At 61.0% G+C, this 19,560-nt stretch carries 15 protein-coding genes; 7 read left to right on the top strand and 8 right to left on the bottom strand.

The window, feature by feature from the left end; translation table 11 throughout:
- Positions 1 to 2: 2 nt before the first annotated feature.
- A complete protein-coding gene (locus VB618_RS03405; RefSeq protein ID WP_329795083.1) occupies positions 3 to 506 on the bottom strand; it encodes an RNA pyrophosphohydrolase in 504 nt (167 codons plus the stop codon).
- Between the two features lie 4 nt (positions 507 to 510).
- Positions 511 to 1,629, bottom strand: a complete 1,119-nt coding sequence (locus VB618_RS03400; protein ID WP_329795082.1) for a M20 family metallopeptidase — start codon at positions 1,627 to 1,629, stop codon at positions 511 to 513.
- A 216-nt stretch (positions 1,630 to 1,845) separates the two neighbouring features.
- Between VB618_RS03400 and VB618_RS03395 the strand changes: the two genes are divergently transcribed.
- Positions 1,846 to 3,117: a calcium-binding protein gene (locus VB618_RS03395; RefSeq protein ID WP_329795081.1), complete on the top strand. Its 1,272-nt coding sequence runs from the start codon at positions 1,846 to 1,848 to the stop codon at positions 3,115 to 3,117.
- 194 nt (positions 3,118 to 3,311) lie between these two features.
- Here VB618_RS03395 and VB618_RS19765 read toward each other — a convergent pair whose 3' ends face one another.
- Both VB618_RS19765 and ssb read right to left on the bottom strand, forming a co-directional pair.
- Positions 3,312 to 3,518: a DUF6894 family protein gene (locus VB618_RS19765; protein ID WP_442931630.1), complete on the bottom strand. Its 207-nt coding sequence runs from the start codon at positions 3,516 to 3,518 to the stop codon at positions 3,312 to 3,314.
- Between the two features lie 235 nt (positions 3,519 to 3,753).
- Positions 3,754 to 4,281: a single-stranded DNA-binding protein gene (ssb, locus tag VB618_RS03385; protein ID WP_329795079.1), complete on the bottom strand. Its 528-nt coding sequence runs from the start codon at positions 4,279 to 4,281 to the stop codon at positions 3,754 to 3,756.
- Between the two features lie 224 nt (positions 4,282 to 4,505).
- Between ssb and VB618_RS03380 the strand changes: the two genes are divergently transcribed.
- The gene (locus VB618_RS03380; RefSeq protein ID WP_329795078.1) at positions 4,506 to 5,945 is read left to right on the top strand and encodes a calcium-binding protein; all 1,440 of its coding nucleotides are present in this window, start codon (positions 4,506 to 4,508) and stop codon (positions 5,943 to 5,945) included.
- A 176-nt stretch (positions 5,946 to 6,121) separates the two neighbouring features.
- On the opposite strand, the gene VB618_RS03375 is transcribed toward VB618_RS03380, so the two are convergent.
- A complete protein-coding gene (locus VB618_RS03375) occupies positions 6,122 to 7,891 on the bottom strand; it encodes a calcium-binding protein (protein ID WP_329795077.1) in 1,770 nt (589 codons plus the stop codon).
- A gap of 445 nt (positions 7,892 to 8,336) precedes the next feature.
- On the opposite strand from VB618_RS03375, the gene uvrA reads away from it, so the two are divergent.
- Complete coding sequence (gene uvrA, locus VB618_RS03370) at positions 8,337 to 11,330, top strand: excinuclease ABC subunit UvrA (RefSeq protein WP_329795076.1); 2,994 nt, start codon at positions 8,337 to 8,339, stop codon at positions 11,328 to 11,330.
- A gap of 18 nt (positions 11,331 to 11,348) precedes the next feature.
- Here the strand turns inward: uvrA and VB618_RS03365 are convergent, their stop codons facing one another.
- Complete coding sequence (locus VB618_RS03365) at positions 11,349 to 12,425, bottom strand: NAD(P)H-dependent flavin oxidoreductase (protein WP_329795075.1); 1,077 nt, start codon at positions 12,423 to 12,425, stop codon at positions 11,349 to 11,351.
- A 183-nt stretch (positions 12,426 to 12,608) separates the two neighbouring features.
- On the opposite strand from VB618_RS03365, the gene VB618_RS03360 reads away from it, so the two are divergent.
- The 3 genes from VB618_RS03360 (at position 12,609) to VB618_RS03350 (ending at position 16,550) form a co-directional block, all read left to right on the top strand.
- The gene (locus VB618_RS03360) at positions 12,609 to 13,349 is read left to right on the top strand and encodes a DUF4336 domain-containing protein (protein WP_329795074.1); all 741 of its coding nucleotides are present in this window, start codon (positions 12,609 to 12,611) and stop codon (positions 13,347 to 13,349) included.
- Positions 13,350 to 13,424: 75 nt separating this feature from the next.
- Positions 13,425 to 14,234, top strand: a complete 810-nt coding sequence (locus VB618_RS03355; protein ID WP_329795073.1) for a class I SAM-dependent methyltransferase — start codon at positions 13,425 to 13,427, stop codon at positions 14,232 to 14,234.
- A 186-nt stretch (positions 14,235 to 14,420) separates the two neighbouring features.
- On the top strand, positions 14,421 to 16,550 hold the full coding sequence (locus VB618_RS03350) for a hybrid sensor histidine kinase/response regulator (protein ID WP_329795072.1): 2,130 nt from the start codon (positions 14,421 to 14,423) through the stop codon (positions 16,548 to 16,550).
- A 35-nt stretch (positions 16,551 to 16,585) separates the two neighbouring features.
- Here the strand turns inward: VB618_RS03350 and VB618_RS03345 are convergent, their stop codons facing one another.
- Together VB618_RS03345 and VB618_RS03340 are read right to left on the bottom strand one after the other, a co-directional pair.
- The gene (locus VB618_RS03345) at positions 16,586 to 16,813 is read right to left on the bottom strand and encodes a DUF6894 family protein (protein ID WP_329795071.1); all 228 of its coding nucleotides are present in this window, start codon (positions 16,811 to 16,813) and stop codon (positions 16,586 to 16,588) included.
- Between the two features lie 84 nt (positions 16,814 to 16,897).
- Positions 16,898 to 17,308, bottom strand: a complete 411-nt coding sequence (locus VB618_RS03340) for a hypothetical protein (protein ID WP_329795070.1) — start codon at positions 17,306 to 17,308, stop codon at positions 16,898 to 16,900.
- Between the two features lie 470 nt (positions 17,309 to 17,778).
- On the opposite strand from VB618_RS03340, the gene VB618_RS03335 reads away from it, so the two are divergent.
- Positions 17,779 to 19,515, top strand: coding sequence for a right-handed parallel beta-helix repeat-containing protein (locus VB618_RS03335; RefSeq protein WP_329795069.1), 1,737 nt, complete (start codon positions 17,779 to 17,781; stop codon positions 19,513 to 19,515).
- The last annotated feature ends 45 nt before the right edge of the window (positions 19,516 to 19,560 follow it).

Raw genomic sequence — 19,560 nt, 5'->3', positions numbered from 1 at the left:
TCTTAGCCTGCTGCGGCGAACGGCTGGAACTCACGAGCGACCTGCTCGTAGATGGCGCGCTTGAAGGGCACAACGAGTTCAGGAATCCTGTCGAGCGCCTCCCAGCGCCATTCGCTGAATTCCGGTTCCATGCCGCCGCGCATGCCCGCCACCACGATCTCGCTCTCCTGGCCCGTGAAGCGGAAGGCAACCCATCTCTGTCGTTGCCCACGGAATGGGGACAGCCGGTGCCATGGGCCATCATAGGGCGGAAAATCATAGGCCATCGTCCAGGAAGACTCCCCGAGATAGACGGCGCTGGTGACGCCCGTCTCCTCCCACAATTCCCGTTGGGCTGCGGCAACGATGTCTTCTCCTTCGTCCACTCCACCCTGCGGCGTCTGCCATTCATGACCGGGCAGGACGATCTCGGGCCCGTCATCGCGCAGGCGCTTGGCGATCAGCACCCGCCCCTCGCGGTCGAAGAGCGCGATGCCGACATTCGGGCGGTAGAGGGGTTCGGACATGCGATTAGCGCAGGGTCTCCAGCAGGCGCGTCATGAGCTTCTGGCGCGGTGCGATGGAGGAGATGAGGCCGTATTCCTGGAGCGTATGAGCGCCGTCGCCGTCGATGCCGAGGCCGTCCAGGGTCGGGATGCCGAGCGCCGCCGTGAAGTTGCCGTCCGAGCCGCCGCCAACGCGGGGCGCGGAGACGAGGTCGAAGCCGATCTCGGCGGCCAGCGACTTGGCATGATCGAAGAGCCGAGAGGTCGCCTCATTGCACTCATAGGGCGGCCGGTTCATGCCGCCGGTAACGGAAACTTTGAAGTCGGGATTCTGCGGCTTGAGGCCGAGGAGCGCCGCCGTCACAGCCTCTCCGTCGGCCACAGTCTCGACGCGCAGGTCCACCGAGAAACGGCAATGCTGGGGAATGGTGTTCATCGCCGTGCCGCCGGAGGCCATACCCACCGTCGTGGTGGTGCCGCGCGCATAATCCGTCATGGCCTCGATGGCGAGAATCTGGCGGGCCGCCTCGTAGATGGCATTGCGGCCGTCCCTGTGCCGCGAGCCTGCATGCGCGGGCCGGCCCTCCACATGCACGTCGAAGCGCCCTACCCCTTTACGGGCCGTGACGATCTGGCCTCCGTCGCGGGCGGGCTCGGTCACGAGCGCATAGGCCGAGCGGCGGCCGAGAGCCTCGATCATGGGCTTGGTGATCGGCGAGCCGATCTCCTCGTCAGGCGTCACCAGGAAGGTGATGGGACAGGCCGCCGTGCCCTTGCGGGCCACGTCCTTGAAGGCCTCGAGGCAGAACCAGGCCCCGCCCTTCATGTCATAAATGCCGGGCCCATAGAGACGGTCACCCTCGACCCGCAGCGGCAGGTCGCGCTCGATGGTGCCAATCGGATGGACTGTGTCGAGATGAGACATCACCAGGATGCCGGACTCCCCGGTCTGGGGGCCTGCCCGCAACACCAGCACGTCGCCCAGGCCATCCGTGCCCGGAATGCGCTCGACCGCCACCGGCGCGTCCTGCATCTGCGCGACCACGAGATCCATCATCAGGTTGACGCCAGCCCGGTCGGAGGTCGGGCTCTCGGTGCGAATCCAAGTGAAAAGCGTATCGAGACTGGGGGAGGAGCGGCTCATAATGTCCTCGTGCCGGGGGAACGTATTGGTTGGCTAAGCATCCCTGGCAGGAAACATCAAGCCCACAGATACGCGGATATCAGCCACGCGATTGGGAACCTATGTCCATATGACGCAGCGAGATGGCATGGATACCTTGTAACGACAGAGTAGTGTGCACCCTCATCTCGGCAGCATGAATCAGGTACAGTAAGAATGGCTCTCAAAATCGGTTCATTGAGTAAAAATTTCCTCGAAGGCACCCCCACTTCCGACAGCATTTACGGCGACACCGACGGCACCCGCAGTTCAAGCACCACTGCGAGCGACTCAATTCACGGCTACAGCGGGGCCGACTACCTTTATGGCGATGCGAGAACGTTCAGAGGGACGGCCCGCGGCGGAGCTGACACCATCTGGGCTGGGTCTGATCGCGATACAGTTTACGGCGATGCCTATACGATGAGTTCCTCCTCCCTCGGCGGATCGGACAAGATCTGGGGCGAGACCGGGTACGACATCCTTTATGGTGACGCCCGCAGCATGTCAGGCTCGGCAAGGGGCGGTGCCGACAGGCTTTATGGCGGGTCTGACAACGACAGCCTGTTCGGCGATTCCTACACGATGTCGAGCAAAGCAACCGGAGGCGCAGACAAGCTCTACGGCGATAGCGGCAACGACACTCTGTATGGCGACGGCCAGTCCATGAGCGGCACCGCGAAGGGCGGGGCCGATCTCTTGTCCGGCGGCAATGACAACGACCGACTCTTCGGAGACAGCTACAACCTGAAAAGCCAAGCGAGGGGCGGTGCGGACACGCTGAACGGCGACAGCGGGCTGGACACCCTCTACGGGGACGCGCAATCCCTCACTCATTCAGCGATTGGCGGAGCCGACATCCTCAATGGCGGCAGCTCCGACGACATCGTCCATGGCGATGGGCATACGATGCGCAACTCTGCCATCGGCGGTGGCGACATACTCAACGGCGGCAGCGGCCATGATCGCCTCTATGGTGATGCCTATGCCCTATACGACTCTTCAACGGGCGGCGCCGACTATCTCTCCGGCGGGAGCGGCAACAATCTCCTGTACGGCGATGCCTACAGCATGGCGGGTTTTTCGGTCGGCGGAAACGACTCGCTTTACGGAAGCACGAGCACAGACACGCTCTATGGGGATGCCCTATCCCTGAACGACCAGAGCCGGGGCGGTCACGATTATCTGAATGGCAGCTCGGGCAATGACATCCTCTACGGAGACGCTCAGGTCACGAGCGCCAATGCCGGCTATGGTAACGACACCCTGTTCGGCGGCTCCGGCAACGATCGCCTGATTGGCGATTCATCCTATGGCGGCACCGGCGCGGATTATCTGAACGGCGGTAGCGGGAATGACACCCTGGACGGCGGCGGCGGCCGCGACCTCTTCGCCTTCGACCTCTCCTCCGGCAGGGACACCATCCAGTATTTTAATCCGGGCGAGGATCAGATCGATCTCCGGGCCTAGCGCTTCGGTTCCTTCGAGGCCCTGAATATCGCTCATAGGACGGATTATTCGGTCGTCTACCTTTCTGGGACAAGCCACTACATCAAGCTCGAGAAAGTCCTGAAGGCGCAGCTCTCAGCTGTCGATTTCATTCTCTGAAAATGATCTTCATTGAGATTTAAGAGCCCAAGCACCATGCCTAGCTGGTGGTGGCTTCAATGCTGTGCCGTATCCAACGGGATCGCCAGCAGGACATTTCCTGCCGCATCAGTGACTTCCAGCTGCCAGCCGCGCCAATCGACCTCTTCGTCCTCGCCTTCCTGCCGCAGTTCCTGGATCGCTTTGATCGCCTGGTAATGAGCAGCTTCCAGATCCGAGACTTCGATGCCTGTCTCATCGAGGATTCGTTCATGCGTATGCACGAGATGAAAGAAACAATGCACTCAAAAGCAGCCTTGGGAAAACTCTTCAACCGCCGGACTTAAACCACTCCGGAGCCTAGATCTAGATGAGCAGTTTCCGTGCAATGACGCAAGGTAAGTTTTCCGTTTTGCCGGAATATCGAGACGGCATTGAACGTCAGGCGGCATTGGGAAAAGGCCACCGGCCGGCGGCCCGTCCCGATGCCCGGATTGCAGGATCTGAATGGGCAAGACCCTAGAAGGGAATGTCGTCGTCGAGATCGTTGTAGCGGGAACCGCCGCCACCGCTGCCGCCGCCGCCAGCAGGGGATGGAGCGGGGCGCCGATCCTGCGAAGGTGGCGAGCGTCCGAAGTCACCGCCTTTGGCGATCTGCCCCGGCTCTTCCTCGCCGAACTCGGACGAGCCGCCGCCGCGGCTGTCCAGGATCGTCAGCTCACCCCGGAAGCGCTGCAGCACCACCTCGGTGGTGTACTTCTCCTGGCCCTGCTGGTCGGTCCACTTGCGGGTCTGCAGCTGCCCCTCCAGGTACACCTTCGAGCCCTTCTTCAGATACTGCTCGGCCACCCGGGCCAGGTTCTCGTTGAAGATCACCACCGAGTGCCACTCGGTCTTCTCCTTGCGCTCGCCGGAGGCCTTGTCCTTCCAGGTCTCGGACGTGGCAATGCGCAGGTTCACCACCGGATCCCCGCTGCCCAGGCGCCGCACCTCAGGGTCACGCCCCAGATTGCCCACCAATATCACCTTGTTCACACTGCCTGCCATCGGGGCCGCTCCTCATTCATGTGAGGATGTTCTGGAGCCGTAAGCTTCCAGGGGCAAGCTAAGGGGCAAGTTCTGCACAGGCCTGTCCCCAGCTAACGGCTGCTGCGACCATCTCCCTCTGAAAAACTGTCTTTCTCCGTATCCTGAAAACCTCCTAGCAATGCAAGCAACAGTTGTTTTCAACGTGATAACATGTCAATATTCCTAGGGTCAGGGAGGACCAAATGACGACTTATCGCATCACCAGAAAGCAGAAGGCCCTTAAAGGGAGCAAAACAGACGACTTCTTCTTCGGTTCGAAGTTCAAGGATATTTTCGATGGCCGCGCCGGCGACGATTATATCTTTGGGGCTGACGGCACGGACAGCCTGACCGGAGGCGACGGCGACGACAGCATCTTTGGCGGCCTCGGATCGGACAAGGCGCTCGGCGGCTTGGGTAGAGACAATCTCCGTGGCGGTCTTGGCAACGACAAGCTCTATGGCGGCGAGGGCAGAGACTCTCTCAATGGTGACGAAGGCAACGACAGCCTTTATGGCGACGAAGGTCATGACGACCTCTATAGCGGCCTTGGCAATGACAGGCTCTATGGCGGCGAGGGCCGAGACTCCCTCTATGCTGATGAGGGTAACGACAGCCTCTATGGCGACGAAGGTGAGGACTACCTTTATGGCAGCCTCGGCAACGACAAGCTTTATGGAGGTGACGAGGACGACTACCTGTCTGGTGGAGAGGGCGACGACCGTCTCGACGGCGGCAAGGGAGATGATGATTTGCATGGCGGAGCCGGCAATGACTATCTGTCGGGAGGGGCCGGCGACGATTTCCTCGACGGCAACGACCCCACCCCGAGCACGGATCCCGCAAATCCGGTCGCCCCGAGCAAGGACAGGCTGCTGGGCGGCGACGGCAATGACAGGGTCATCGTTGACGATGGCGATAATGCCCTGGGGGGCAAGGGCGTGGACACGCTCGAGATCCGCATCAGTAGCAACTCGCCCGGCGAGGTGGTGTATTCGATCAACTTCTCCAAGGTGACCGGAAAGAGCTCTGCCGATATCGGCCACCTCGGCATCAAGGCCGGCCAGTTCGAGAAGGTAGACGTCGAGGTCTTCGACATGGATGTGGGTAGCGTCATCACGGGCTCGAAGGGTAACGACACGATCAGCGGTTCCGGCAAGTCCGGCATGATCAACGGCGGGTCGGGCAATGACGACCTTTACGCCGATGGATCCAATACTGAGAACCCGGCTAATGGAATCGTCGTCAACGGCGGTTCAGGCGACGACAGGCTGAGTGGCTCCGGCGACGTAACCCTTATCGGCGGCAAGGGCGATGATCAGTTTGACCTGAATCAATACTCAAATTGCACGATAGCGGACTTTTCCGGCGAGGACTTCTTCGTGATCAGCGCCAACAGCTTCACTCGAAATGATCCCATCCTGAATAAATCCGTGCCTCTCGGCTTCGATCAGGCTAATCTACTTGTCGTCGGAGCCGACCCGAAAGCCACCTCGACCCTGGCGCAGTTCCTCTACGACACTGACGACGGCAAGCTTTACTATGATCGCGATGGGGTTGGGGTCGAATATGATCTCGATCTCGTAATGACTTTGGCTAACAAAGCCGCCATCAAGGCCTCCGACTTCGTTTTCGTGATCTAAGGTTGGGTTCTCAGTTCCCTAAGGCCTGCCAATGGCGGGCCTTTTCTTTTGTCAAAATCGCTACTCAACTATTCGTATTTGCCACCGCTTTAAGGCACGACACAGGCGAAAATCAGCCTAGAGCCGATCTCACCTGAGTTAAACCGGCTCTCCTGGAAATGCCCTCACTCGTGGGCTCAGAGCACGAAGAAGTCGTCGTAATCGAGCTTTGCCTTGTTGGTGACGGTGGCAATCTTCACCTGCGCCTTCGAGCCGGTGCCGTCCTGATCGTAGTAGAGAGCCCCGCTCTTCTTGTCGTAGACGATCCGGTCTTCAGCATCCTGCGCCTTTCTGCCTTTCGCAAACATATCGGCGCTGATCTTCTTCGGCCGGGCTGCCGAGCCGGAACCCAGCTTCGTGAACACCGCGTTGTCGAGATGAAACGCGTCGTCCCTGCCTTTGAAGTCGGTGACCTGATCCACGTTCGTGTTCTTGTTCGGCTTCGTGTCAAAGACGAAAACGTCTCGGCCCACACCGCCTGAGAGCACGTCCTTTCCGGCCCCGCCATAAAGCTTGTCGTTGCCACGATGGCCCATAAGCGTATTTGCTCCCGCATGGCCGTTGATCGCGTTGGCAGAGTTCGAGCCCTCTAGCGTGTAGGTCAAGCGGCTGCTGACAAAAGCAAGCTTGAGCACTTCTACGTCTGCCGCAAGATCGAGGCGGTAGTTGCTCGAGGCAATGACCGTATCGATGCCCTGGCCGACGCTTTCCTTAACCTGGTCACGTATGTTGTCGACATAATAGATGTCGTTGCCCTCGGCACCGGTCAGGATGTCGGTTCCCGCGCCGCCGTCGAGGGTGTCATCGAAGCGGGTTCCGATGTACTGGTCGTCGCGGCCGGTACCAGTCATGCTGACAGCCTTCTGCCGAGGATCGATGATCCGGGCGTGGAGCTCTTGTCCTAGCGGGTTCGTTTCGCCCTGATCCGAGGCCCAGGAGACCACGACGCGACCATCCGCCAACGTGGTCAGGCTCTTGACATGGTTGGTTGCATGCATCCTCTCCACAAGCAGGTCCTGCCCCACTCGATTGCCGTTGCCGTCGAACGTGGCGAGATAAATGTCCATAAGATTGGAGCTGTCAGGTTCTCCAGGCACATCCCTGTAATAGGCAACAGTGAACCCACCATCGGCGAGGTGCGTGATCACAGGCTTGTGCAAGAAATCGGCTGCGTGCGACACCACAATGACTTCATTGCCATGTTCCGAGCCGTCCGATTTCAGGAGCTGCACCTTGATTGCAGTCAAGTGCCTTGCGCCGCTGTTGTAATCCTCGGTCCAGGTGACAGCCGTCAGACCGTTGGTCAGGATTGCCGTGTCGGCGGAATGGTACTTCGTGTTTGTCTGAGGCGAGATGAAATCGGCTGTGTTGATCGGTGTCGTCCCATCATTGCTGAAGGTGCGCTTGTGCAGCCACATGTCGTTGACCGTCGACTGGCCATAGATGACCGTGTAGCCTCCTGCATGGGCGACGATCTCGGGGTCTCTGTAGAAATCTGCGTCGTCTTCTGCAACGACGACTTCGCTTTTCGCATTGAGGGCAGCGGTGAAGCCCCTGACCCTTACATCACGATCTTCCGTAGTATAGGCGACAGCATACCCGCCATTGGACAGCGCCGTGATGGAGAACTCCGCCGCCCCTAAGGTGGGAGTGATGTTGACCTTGAAGTCCGAACCCAGCGGTGTGCCGTCTGCGTTGAAATGGCGGGCACGAATGACGTTGCCCCCGCCCACGTCGAACCAGGCGACCACAACCCGGCCGTCGTTCAGTTCCACCACCTGAGCGTCAGACTGCCGACCGAGTGTGGTGGAGTTGATGAGGAACTCGCCGCCTTTCTTCGTTCCATCGGCATTGAAGAATTGAGCATAGATGCCGCCGGCGCTCTTATCGGTCCCGAGCGTGCTCATGTCTTCCCATACGGCAAGGAAAGTGCCGTTCTTCAAGGCGCGCAGGCTTGGTGCGATCTGATCGTCTTGCGTCGTCGTACTGACCGGGAACCTGGATCCCCAAAATGTTGATGTCGCCATGGTTATTTCTTTCCACAGCCCCTGTTGAAGCTTTTATTATATTATTTTGTTTCGAATGTAAGACTGTTTAGGTTGTTTCAAGGCTCAAGCGTTCGCCTTTCGCCTTCTCCGGGTGCGGCTTGTGCGTTTGCGCACACAAGGCGAGATCCGCATCCCTTGCTCGCAGCCCGACAAGAGCCTCGATGCCCCATTGCCTCACGTACCCGCTTTGTTCTAGGATCTCATCCCTGGAATCATCCGCCGCATTGCACCGGCAGGTGAGACATCACATATGCGGGGGCCGGCCTGGCGAGGTCGGCACTTCTCAAAAGGCTTAAGCTCGGCAATGGCTAAACTCGACGATCTGTTCAACCGCGCCAAGGCGGGCGATCCGAATGCGCGCGTGATCTCCGTGCGCGGCGCGCGCGAGCACAACCTCAAGAACGTCGACCTCATGGTCCCGCGGGACCAGCTCGTGGTGTTCACGGGGCTGTCCGGCTCCGGCAAGTCGTCGCTGGCTTTTGATACGATCTATGCCGAAGGGCAGCGCCGCTACGTCGAGTCGCTCTCGGCCTATGCCCGACAGTTCCTGGAGATGATGCAGAAGCCGGACGTGGACCAGATCGACGGCCTCTCGCCCGCCATCTCCATCGAGCAGAAGACCACGTCGAAAAACCCACGCTCGACGGTCGGTACCGTCACCGAGATCTACGACTACATGCGCCTGCTCTGGGCACGCGTCGGCATCCCCTATTCTCCCGCCACCGGCTTGCCCATCGAAAGCCAAACGGTCAGCCAGATGGTCGACCGGGTTCTGGAGCTGCCGGAGAAGACGCGGCTCTTCCTGCTGGCTCCCGTGGTGCGCGGCCGCAAGGGCGAGTACCGCAAGGAGATCGCCGAGTTCCAGAAGAAGGGCTTTCAGCGCCTGAAGATCGACGGCGAGTACTACGCCATCGACGAGGCCCCTGCCCTCGACAAGAAGTTCAAGCACGACATCGACGTGGTGGTGGACCGCATCGTGGTGCGGGCCGACATCGCCGCGCGCCTGGCGGATTCCTTCGAGACCGCGCTCGAGCTCACCGACGGCATCGCGGTTATCGAATATGCCGACGAGAAGGATGAGAAGGGCAAGCCGAAGCGCATCGTCTTCTCCTCCAAATTCGCCTGCCCGGTCTCCGGCTTCACGATCCCCGAGATCGAGCCGCGCCTGTTCTCGTTCAACAACCCCTTCGGCGCCTGCCCCACCTGCGGCGGCATCGGCCACGAGATGCGCATCGACGAGGCTCTTGTGGTGGATGAGGCGCTGTCGCTCAAGCGCGGCGCTATCATGCCCTGGGCGAAGTCCACCTCACCCTATTACGGCCAGACGCTCGAGGCGATCACCAAGCACTTCAAGGCGTCCATGACAAAGCCTTGGGAGGAGCTGCCCGAGAAGGTACGTGAGGTCATCCTCTACGGCTCGGATGGTGAGAACATCCGCATGGCCTATGATGACGGCATGCGCGCCTATGAGGTGAAGAAGCCCTTCGAGGGCGTGATCCCCAATCTCGAGCGCCGCTACAAGGAAACAGAGAGCGACTGGGCCCGCGAGGAAATCGGACGCTTCATGAGCGAGACGCCCTGCGAGGCCTGCGGCGGCAAGCGCCTGAAGCCCGAAGCTCTGGCGGTGAAGATTGCAGGCTCCGACATTGGCGATGCAACGGCCCTGTCGGTGAAGGATGCGCATATCTGGTTCAGCGATCTGTCGAAGAAGCTCACCAAGAAGCAGAACGAGATCGCCGGCCGCATTCTCAAGGAGATCCGCGAGCGCCTCACCTTCCTGGTCGATGTGGGCCTGCAATACCTGACGCTCGCCCGCGCCTCCGGCACCCTGTCGGGCGGCGAGAGCCAGCGCATCCGTCTGGCCAGCCAGATCGGCTCCGGCCTCACGGGCGTTCTCTACGTGCTCGACGAGCCCTCCATCGGCCTGCACCAGCGCGACAACGAGCGCCTGCTCGGCACGTTGAAGCGCCTGCGCGACCTCGGCAACACCGTCATCGTGGTGGAGCACGACGAGGACGCCATCCTCCACGCCGATTACGTGTTCGATATCGGCCCCGGCGCCGGCATCCATGGCGGCGAGATCGTGGCGGAAGGCACGCCCGACGAGGTCATGAAGAACCCGAAGTCGCTTACCGGCAAGTACCTCACCGGCGAGATGGCCGTGAAGGTGCCAGGCAAGCGCCGCAAGCGCGATCCCAAGCGCATACTTAAGGTCGTGGGCGCGAAGGGCAACAACCTGAAAAACGTGACGGCGGAGATCCCGCTCGGCACGTTTACCTGCATCACCGGCGTGTCAGGCGGCGGCAAGTCGACTCTCGTCATCGACACGCTCTACAAGGCCGTGGCGCGCAAGCTCAACAACGCGCTGGAGCACCCTGCCCCGCACGAGCGCATCGACGGGCTGGAGCATCTCGACAAGGTCATCGACATCGACCAGTCGCCCATCGGCCGCACGCCGCGCTCGAACCCGGCCACTTACGTCGGTGCCTTCACGCCGATCCGCGAGTGGTTTGCAGGGCTGCCCGAAGCCAAGGCGCGCGGCTACCAGGCCGGCCGCTTCTCGTTCAACGTGAAGGGCGGCCGCTGCGAGGCCTGCTCCGGCGACGGCGTGATCAAAATCGAGATGCACTTCCTGCCCGACGTCTATGTCACCTGCGACGTGTGCAAGGGCAAGCGCTACGACCGCGAGACTCTGGAGGTGAAGTATCGCGAGAACTCCATCGCCGACGTGCTCGACATGACGGTGGAGGAAGCCCGCGAGCTGTTCAAGGCCGTGCCGTCGATCCGCGAGAAGATGCAGACGCTGGCCCGCGTCGGCCTCGACTACGTGCACGTGGGCCAGCAGGCTACCACCCTGTCGGGCGGCGAGGCGCAGCGCGTCAAGCTCTCCAAGGAGCTCTCCAAACGCGCCACCGGTCGCACCCTCTACATCTTGGACGAGCCCACGACGGGCCTGCACTTCCACGATGTGGCGAAGCTCCTCGAAGTGCTGCACGAACTGGTCGACCAGGGCAACAGCGTGGTGGTGATCGAGCACAACCTCGAAGTCATCAAGACCGCCGACTGGGTGATCGACATGGGCCCCGAAGGCGGCAACGGCGGCGGCCATATCGTCGCTCAGGGCACGCCCGAGGAGATCGCGGAGTCCAAGGACAGCCATACCGGCCGCTTCCTCAAGGAGGTGCTGGAGCGCAGGCCTTTGAAGAAGGATGCCGCTCCAAAGGCTTCTGCCAAGAAGGAGCCGACTAAGAAAGAAGCACCGAAAAAGAAGGTGACGCGACAGGAAGCGGCAGAGTAAGCAGCCCGAACCGTGTACTCACGCAGAACGTAAGCCGAGCCTGTCCAGAGCCTCCTGCGCCAACGTCCTTGTCAGTTCTCCCGCAGGAAGCTCGCGGGCTAGGCGCGCGCCCTGGCCCGACCAGAGGGACATGAAGTCGCCCGAACCGAGAGGCTCCGACTTCTGACGCAAGGGCGCGAGCGCGCCGCCGGCGAGAGGAAACTGAGGCGCGGCCGGTGAGATCGGTCCGACCTCGCGCATGACACGGTTGACGATGCCGCGCGCAGGGCGTCCGGTGAAGATGTTCGTGAGCGCCGTCTGGTCGTCCTTTGCACTCTTGAGAGCCTGCCTGTGCAGCGGAGCGATCGTCGCCTCCGGCGTGAACAGATAGGCCGTTCCGATCTGTACCGCAGACGCACCAAGAGCGAGGGCTGCGACGATGCCGCGGGCATCGGCAATGCCGCCCGCCGCGATGACGGGGACCCTCACTGCATCGGCAACCTGCGGCACCAAGGCCATGGTGCCGACCTGGGTCGCGATGTCATCGGTGAGAAAGATGCCGCGATGACCGCCGGCCTCGAAACCTTGCGCAATGATTGCGTCACATCCCATGTCCTCCAGCCAGCGCGCCTCGGCAACAGTGGTTGCGGAAGACAGGACCTTGGCGCCCGTGTCCTTCACGCGTTTCAACAGGCCTTGCTGCGGCAGCCCGAAGTGAAAGCTCACGATTTCAGGCCTGAACTCCTCGACGAGGCTTAAATAACTCTCGTCAAAGGGAGCGCGTGTTGAGGGCGGCGCAGGCGCATCGGGATCCAGGCCGAGTTCCAGATAATAGCCTTTCAGGCGCTCTTTCCATGCAGCTTCGCGGCTGACGTCGACATCCGGCACCCGGTGGCAGAAGAAATTGACATTGATGGGTTTCTTCGTGTGCCGCCGGATCCTGGCCAGCTCCTCTCTCGCCTTGTCTTGGCTCAAAAGCGCACAGGGGAGAGATCCCAGCCCGCCGGCTTCCGAGACGGCAATTACCATATCGGAGAGGTTGGCACCGGCCATGGGGGCCTGGATAATCGGAAGCTCGATGCTCAGAAGATCCAGAATGCGTCGGTCGGTCCACATGAAAGCCACCTCTCCTGCGCTGCACGAATCCGGTGTTCCAGTGCTAGGCCCGATGGGAAGCCGGCACAAGTGCGCAACCTTCGCAGGCTGATGGGCATTCTGTCATATCAGGCGAAGCTACTGACGCGGTTCTCACGCAAGACGGTGTGACTTCTTCGTCTCCGCCAGGGAAGAAAGCGAACCATGCCCGATCAGGACGTCACCTACCCTCCCCTCGACGTGCTGAAGCCCGTCGCCGAAAACCTCTGGATCGTCGACAGCGGCCCGCAGGAGGCGATGGGGTTGAGCCTGCCGGTGCGGATGACGGTGATCCGTTTGAGCAACGGCGATGTGTGGCTCCATTCACCCACGCGCTACAACGCGGAACTGCGACGCGAGATCGAGACGCTGGGGTCCATCCGTCATCTCGTCGCGCCGAACATCGCGCACTGGACACATCTCAAGGAGTGGCAGGTCGGCTGCCCGGCCGCCAAGACCTCCGCTGCACCGAACCTTCGGCAGCGCCCGCAGGTACGCAAAGCGGGCATCCGGTTTGATCGGGATCTGACGGATTCACCGCCGGATGATTGGGGTGGCGAGATCGAGCAGGCTGTCATCCCGGGCGGCGCGGGCTTTCGCGAGGTCGCATTCTTTCACCGTCCCACGCGCACGCTCATCCTGACGGACCTGATCCAGAACCTGGAGCCGGAGAAGCTGCCGCTGGGAACCCGGCTCTTCGCCAGGCTCACCGGGGTCGACGCACCCAACGGCAAGGCGCCGGCCTATTTGCGCTTCGTCGTCCGCCTGCGCCGCAAGGAGGCGAAAGAGGCGGTCTCGCGGATCGTCGCCTGGAACCCGGAGCGGGTCATCTTCAGCCACGGCCGTTGGTTCGACCGCGATGGCACGGCGATCCTGAAACGAGCCTTCTCCTGGCTGCTGGAATAGCTCTCTGCCACTTCTGCGCTCTTGCTGGCTGTTCTCAAAGGGTCAATCATCGCGGCTTTCCCGGCGGAGGAGACGATGAGCGCCACCGACGCAGCCTTCAAAGGCTCCATTCCGACGGTCTACGAACAGTATCTCGGCCCGCTGCTTTTCGAACCGTTTGCCGAGGATCTGGCGAGGCGTCTCACGGATGTCCCTCAGGGCCGCATTCTGGAGACGGCGGCCGGAACGGGCATCGTGACCCGTGCCTTGGCGAAAACCCTGCAAGGGCAGGTCGAGATCACCGCGACCGATCTCAACCAGGCCATGCTCGACCTCGCCCAGTCCAGGCTGGAGGCTCCAAACGTGCGCTGGCTCCAGGCCGATGCTCAGAGCCTGCCCTTCGAGGATGCCAGCTTCGACGCGGTCGTGTGCCAGTTCGGCGTGATGTTCTTCCCCGACAAGCTCTCCGGCTACCGGGAGGCCCTGCGCGTGCTCAAGCCCGGCGGGCGCTTCCTGTTCAACGTCTGGAACTCCCTAGACCTCAATCCGGTCAGCCGCGTCGTGTCGGAGACCGCAGCCAAGGCCTTCCCCGACGACCCGCCCCGGTTCATCGAGCGGGTGCCCTTCGGCTATTTCGACCCTGACCGGATCCGCGGCGAGGTTCAGCAGGCGGGTTTCGAGAATGTCGAGATCGATGTCGTGGACAAGGTCAGCCGAGCGCCCTCCCCGCGGGAGCCTGCCGTCGGCCTCTGCCAGGGCACTCCCCTGCGGGCCGAGATCGAGGCCCGCGCCCCGGAGCGGCTCGAGGAGATCACGGCAAGGGCTGTGGAAGCGCTCTCCGGCCGCTTCGGCGCATCGTCCTTCGAGAACCGCATGAGCGCTCTCGTCGTGACTGCCTGGAGATAGGCAGGCCGCAGCTCAGACTCGGCACTAACCCCGGGCGGGCGCCCTTGACACTCCTTTGCACTACTATATCTGCCGAGCCAAGCTTCCTGTGCAGCGACATGGAAGCCCGAAATGTGACTTCCCGAGCCGGACGGATGCTCAACTTCGAGAGACTCTCGCAAAGCCATGCAAGGAAGGTCTTCGTTTGTGGGTCGCGTAACGTCGAAGAGCCGTACTGTTTTCTGGCCCTTACAACTGCTGCTGGTCGCGAGCCTGCTCGGCCCTGGCCTGTTTTTCGCCTATACGGCCTGGGACCATTACCGCCGCATCCGCCAATACTCCGACGAGCGGATCGAGCGCGCTCTGGACGTGGTTCAGGAGCACAGCCTCAAGGCGTTTCAGACTATCGAGCGCACGATGGCCGAGACGAACGAGGTGCTGCGCGGCCTCACGCCGGAGCAGATCCTGGCCGAGGAGGCCCGCCTTCAGAGCCGCCTGAAGCGCACCCAGGACGCCCTTCCGCAGATCGAGGCGATCTGGGTCTTCGACAAGGCGGGACGCCCGCTCGTGTCGAGCACCATCCTGCCCGTGCCCCGTAATCTCGACAACTCGGAGCGCGACTACTTCAAGGTGCAGGCCGAACAGGACGCAGGCACCCATATCGGCAAGACGATCACCTCCAAGATTGGTGACATCCGGTTCTTCGTGGTGAGCCAGCGCCGCCCGACGCAGGATGGAAGCTTCGACGGGATCGTGGCGGTTTCCGTGCGCCCCGAGCACTTCCGTGAGTATTATGGACGGATCTCCCGGGCACTTGCCGATTCCATCAGCCTGATCAGGTCCGATGGCGAGTTCCTGGCACGCTACCCCTCGCGTGGCGATGAGCCCCTTCAGCTCACTCCGGGCAACATCCTCCTGCCGGCCATTCAAAGCAACGTGGAATCGGGGTTCATCACGGCTGTATCTCAAATCGATGGCATCGAGCGTCGCATCGGCTATCACAAGGTGCCGGGCTATCCTATCTACGTGACTACCGGGATTGAAACCGCCAGCATGTGGCGGGATCTTTGGTCTCAAATGGGTCAACTGCTGGCCTTCGGCCTGCCGGCGACCCTAGGCTTGTTTGGCATCAGCCTTCTTGCCCTGCAGCGCACCCGCAGCTTTCATGCCGAAATCGAGCGGCGCGAGATGGCCGAGGCCGCCCTCAAGCAGGCGCAAAGGCTGGAGGCCGTGGGCCATCTCACCGGAGGTGTTGCCCATGATTTCAATAACCTGCTGATGGTCGTCAAAGGCAATGTCGACCGGCTGCGGCGCTATCCCATGGAGGAGCGGCAGAAGCGCTCCCTCGATGCTATCGAGACTGCCGCGGGGCGCGGGGCGAGTCTGGTGCGCCAACTCCTGTCCTTCTCCCGCCAGCAGACGCATGAACCTGAGGTCGTCAATCTGTCCCGATACCTCCTCGACCTGCAGGATATGCTTCGCTCATCCCTGCGCGGCGACATTGCCGTCGACATGCGGCTACCGCCTGGCCTGTGGAACACCAAGGTCGATCTCAACGAGCTCGAACTCGCCATCCTCAACATCGCCGTCAATGCTCGCGATGCCATGCCCGATGGCGGACGGCTGCTGATCGAAGCCTGGAACCTGAACTTGCGCGATCCAGATGTGATCGGCTTCGAGGGTGATTTCGTCGCGCTCAGCCTCACGGATACGGGCTCCGGCATCCCCGAGGACGTGCTGCCCCATGTCTTCGAGCCGTTCTACACGACCAAGGACGTCGGCAAGGGAACCGGCCTCGGATTGAGCCAAGTCTATGGATTTGCGAGGCAGTCGGGCGGCACGGCAACCGCCCTTGCAGAGGCCGGGCGAGGCACCACGATCACGCTCTACCTGCCGCGCACGATCGAGGTTGCGACTGACGGAAGCGCACCGATGCCGGAAACTCCGGTTCGAAGCGGCCACGGCCATATTCTCCTGGTGGAGGACAACGCCGACATTGCCGATGTCACCCGTGTCAGCCTGGAAGAAATCGGATTTCATGTCACCCATGCGGCCGATGCGCAGTCTGCCCTTGCAGTTCTTCGGTCCGGCGCGCGGATTAACCTAGTGTTCAGCGATATCGTGATGCCGGGCAATCTCAATGGGGTTGATCTGGCACGTATCATCCGCAGCGAGTTGCCTTCCCTGCCGGTCCTGCTCGCCACCGGCTACAGCAATGTCGCTCAAGCTGCCATGGATGACGGGTTCACCATCCTCCGCAAGCCCTATGACTCGTCGGAACTGCGGGCCCATATCGACCGGGCTCTTGGATTCGTCCCGCTCAAAGTGAGCGCGTAGGCAGGCTCACGATGCCCTAATCAGGCCGCACTCGGTCAATGGACCGTTTCCGTCAGCGGCATGGAGTGGAGAAGGGTCCCGAGAGGGCATACGATGTCCAGCCGCCAGCCTGACCAATCGTCGGCCTCGATGCCGATTTCCGCTCTCAGTTCCTCAATGGCGATGAGAGCCTGTGCCTTGGCGCTCTCAAGGTCTTGGACCTCGATCCCGGCGTTATCGACAATCTCGTCATGATTGCTCACGAGGTGGAAGAAGCAACGCATGTCAGGCCTTCCACCCGCGCGCAAAGGATGAAAACTGCTAGCGGGTTTTGCCGGCGAAGTGAAGAGACCTTGCGGCCCCTCCTCCTATTCGCCTTTAGTCGTATTCTCTTCCTCTATGGGATGAAGGTTGTCCAATGACACCCAACCGATATCCGGCCGGGGTACAGGCACCAGATAGGCGCGGCTCGCCTCGATCCGCTCGATCCGACAGGTGATGGCCCTCTGATCGCCAGGGGGGCGGTAAACCACAGTGCTTCCCACTTGGATCTGGTCGGGATGGCGCGAAGCAGCGACTGTCTGTGGGGGCAGTGCCTCGGCTGCCGAATCGTGTCCGGCCCTGACCCGATCAAGTGCGGCAATCGCCAGCTTCGCCCGATCCCGATATCGTTCGCTGACCGGTCTCAGAAGCGCCCCGCGTGTCCGTCCCGGATACCATGAGACGCCGCCCGCTTTGGCCAGCTCCTCTGCAACGGCTTCAATTTCCTCGTCTGTCACACCTGCCCCCGCGATGGTTAACCCAGCAAACCGTCTCACAGCCTGACCGAAGAGACATTAACGCAGAGTAATAAACAAGTTTCATTTCTTCGTCGAAAGTTTTCTACGATCACGTCTTCTTTCTTCAAGTGACGCAGACCCGATTACCACGGAGCCACAACAGCCGCCTGCAAGATCAATAGTATTTGCCACAATGAAGCAAATACCAGTATGTGGATCGCACGATCTGCGTCCCGATAGAGCCGATGGGCAATGCAAGGCGAACTGAGGTCCAGAGAAAAGCAACACTACAGTATGTCTTACACAGTTCACGCTTCAGGGGACGTGCAAAGCATTGTAATGCGGGACAATCCTCGCGGATGCACCTGATGATTACCTCTAAATCTATCGAATGATCAGGAATATCCGCTCCAAAATGCCGCAAACGTATTTAAGCATGCTGGCTCCTTTCCTGATGATGGATGATCAGCATGGCCCGCGTCATCGACGCCTCGACCCACGGTGCAATCGCCAATGATAGCATTGATGATTCAGCCGCCATCAATGCAGCCGTGAATGCGGCACATGCGGAATATCTGAAAAATCCATCCGCAGGTCGGGTGACAGTCATCCTGCCGGCCGGCACTCTGCTCGTCAAAGGGACTGGTGATAAGAGTGATGGCGCCGTTTCCATGCTCAGCAACACAGCGCTTCAGGGTGCCGGCATGGGCCGGACGATCCTGAAAGTAGCCGACGGATGGGCAGGTGACATCACGGGCGTGGTGCGCACCCCATTCGACAAGGTCACCACCAATGTCGGTGTCTTCGATCTCTCGATCGACGGCAATCGCGATGCGACCACCGGCAAGATCGACGGCTTCTATACGGGCGTGAGGCCTGGAAGCACACAGCAGGACAGCGACATCCATGTGTCGCGCGTGGAGATCCTGGATTGCTCGGGCTACGGCTTCGACCCGCACGAGCAGACCCTGCGCCTGCTCATCGAGAACAGCGTGTCCCATGGCAATGGGCTGGACGGGTTTGTAGCCGATTACATCGTCCAAGGAATCTACCGGAACAACATCGCCTACAATAACGACCGCCACGGCTTCAACGTCACGACCACGACCACCGGACTACTGCTCCAGAACAATATCGCCTATGGCAATGGAGCAACCGGCGTGGTGGTGCAGCGGGGATCGGAGAACATTCCGTGGCCCACCAATATCGACATCGTGGGCGGCCAGTATTACGGCAATCGGAAGGAAGGCATCCTTCTCAACATGGCCGACGACGTCAACATCAACGGTGCCACGATCTACGGCAACGTGGGCAGTGGTGTGCGGATCGAGGGCTCCACTGACAGCGTCGTGCAAAACAGCCGCATCTTCAATAACGCGCAGGGCGGCGACAACCAGTTCGACGAGATCAGCATCCGCATGCGGCTGGATACCACCACGGGGCAAACCTATTATTCCGTGAATACCCAGATCCTCAACAACACGATCTATTCCGACGGCGCAATCGATGCCCGTTACGGAATCCGGGAAGAGCGGACGAACACTGCTGGCGGCCCCACCAACATCACCCTCTTCGGCAACACCATCTCGGGAATGGACTCGGGAGCGATCTTCACCCTGGTTCAGAAATGGATCGGCACAGCTGGGTCCAACGTGTTCCGCGGCACTGGGTTTGACGAAGATCTGAGCGGACGGTCCGGCAACGATACGATCCGGGCCATGGGCGGCAACGATTATGTCCTTGGCGATGGCGGCCATGACCGGCTCTATGGCGGTGATGGGCGGGACTGGCTCTTCGGCGGCACCGGCAACGACCGGCTCTATGGCGGGCGCGGGAACGATACCCTGCTTGGCGACACCGGGCGCGATGTTTTTGTCTTCGACACGAGGCTCGGGTCATCCACCACGGACCGGAAGATCAACTTCGACGCGGTCGCCCAGTACAGGGCCAAAGACGACTCGATCTGGCTCGATAATGCCATCTTCCGGAAGCTCGGCTCCGGCAGCGCCGGCAGGCCAAACAAGCTGGATGCCGACTTCTTCAATGCGGGCAACAGGCCCAAGGACGCGGACGACTACATCAACTACAACAAGAAGACCGGCATCCTGTCCTACGACTCTGACGGCTCCGGATCCCGCAAGGCGGTGGAGTTCGCCCAGTTCAAGAAAGGGCTCGCGCTGACCCACAACGAGTTCTTCGTGGTCTGAGGCCATACGAATGTCCACGGCTTAGGAATGCGGCGGATCACTGGA

Source organism: Microvirga sp. CF3062 (assembly GCF_036314045.1).
In the GTDB taxonomy this organism is placed as follows: Bacteria; Pseudomonadota; Alphaproteobacteria; order Rhizobiales; family Beijerinckiaceae; genus Microvirga.
Note: the sequence above shows the minus strand (reverse complement) of the source record. Positions and strands in the feature narration are given on the sequence as shown.

Bases quoted from the DNA above. Each gene is read 5' to 3' on its own strand.
- VB618_RS03405 (WP_329795083.1), bottom strand. From the start codon at position 506: ATGTCCGAACCCCTCTACCGCCCGAATGTCGGCATCGCGCTCTTCGAC.
- VB618_RS03400 (WP_329795082.1), bottom strand. From the start codon at position 1,629: ATGAGCCGCTCCTCCCCCAGTCTCGATACGCTTTTCACTTGGATTCGC.
- ssb (WP_329795079.1), bottom strand. From the start codon at position 4,281: ATGGCAGGCAGTGTGAACAAGGTGATATTGGTGGGCAATCTGGGGCGT.
- VB618_RS03380 (WP_329795078.1), top strand. From the start codon at position 4,506: ATGACGACTTATCGCATCACCAGAAAGCAGAAGGCCCTTAAAGGGAGC.
- VB618_RS03375 (WP_329795077.1), bottom strand. From the start codon at position 7,891: ATGAGCACGCTCGGGACCGATAAGAGCGCCGGCGGCATCTATGCTCAA.
- uvrA (WP_329795076.1), top strand. From the start codon at position 8,337: ATGGCTAAACTCGACGATCTGTTCAACCGCGCCAAGGCGGGCGATCCG.
- VB618_RS03365 (WP_329795075.1), bottom strand. From the start codon at position 12,425: ATGTGGACCGACCGACGCATTCTGGATCTTCTGAGCATCGAGCTTCCG.
- VB618_RS03360 (WP_329795074.1), top strand. From the start codon at position 12,609: ATGCCCGATCAGGACGTCACCTACCCTCCCCTCGACGTGCTGAAGCCC.
- VB618_RS03355 (WP_329795073.1), top strand. From the start codon at position 13,425: ATGAGCGCCACCGACGCAGCCTTCAAAGGCTCCATTCCGACGGTCTAC.
- VB618_RS03345 (WP_329795071.1), bottom strand. From the start codon at position 16,813: ATGCGTTGCTTCTTCCACCTCGTGAGCAATCATGACGAGATTGTCGAT.
- VB618_RS03335 (WP_329795069.1), top strand. From the start codon at position 17,779: ATGGCCCGCGTCATCGACGCCTCGACCCACGGTGCAATCGCCAATGAT.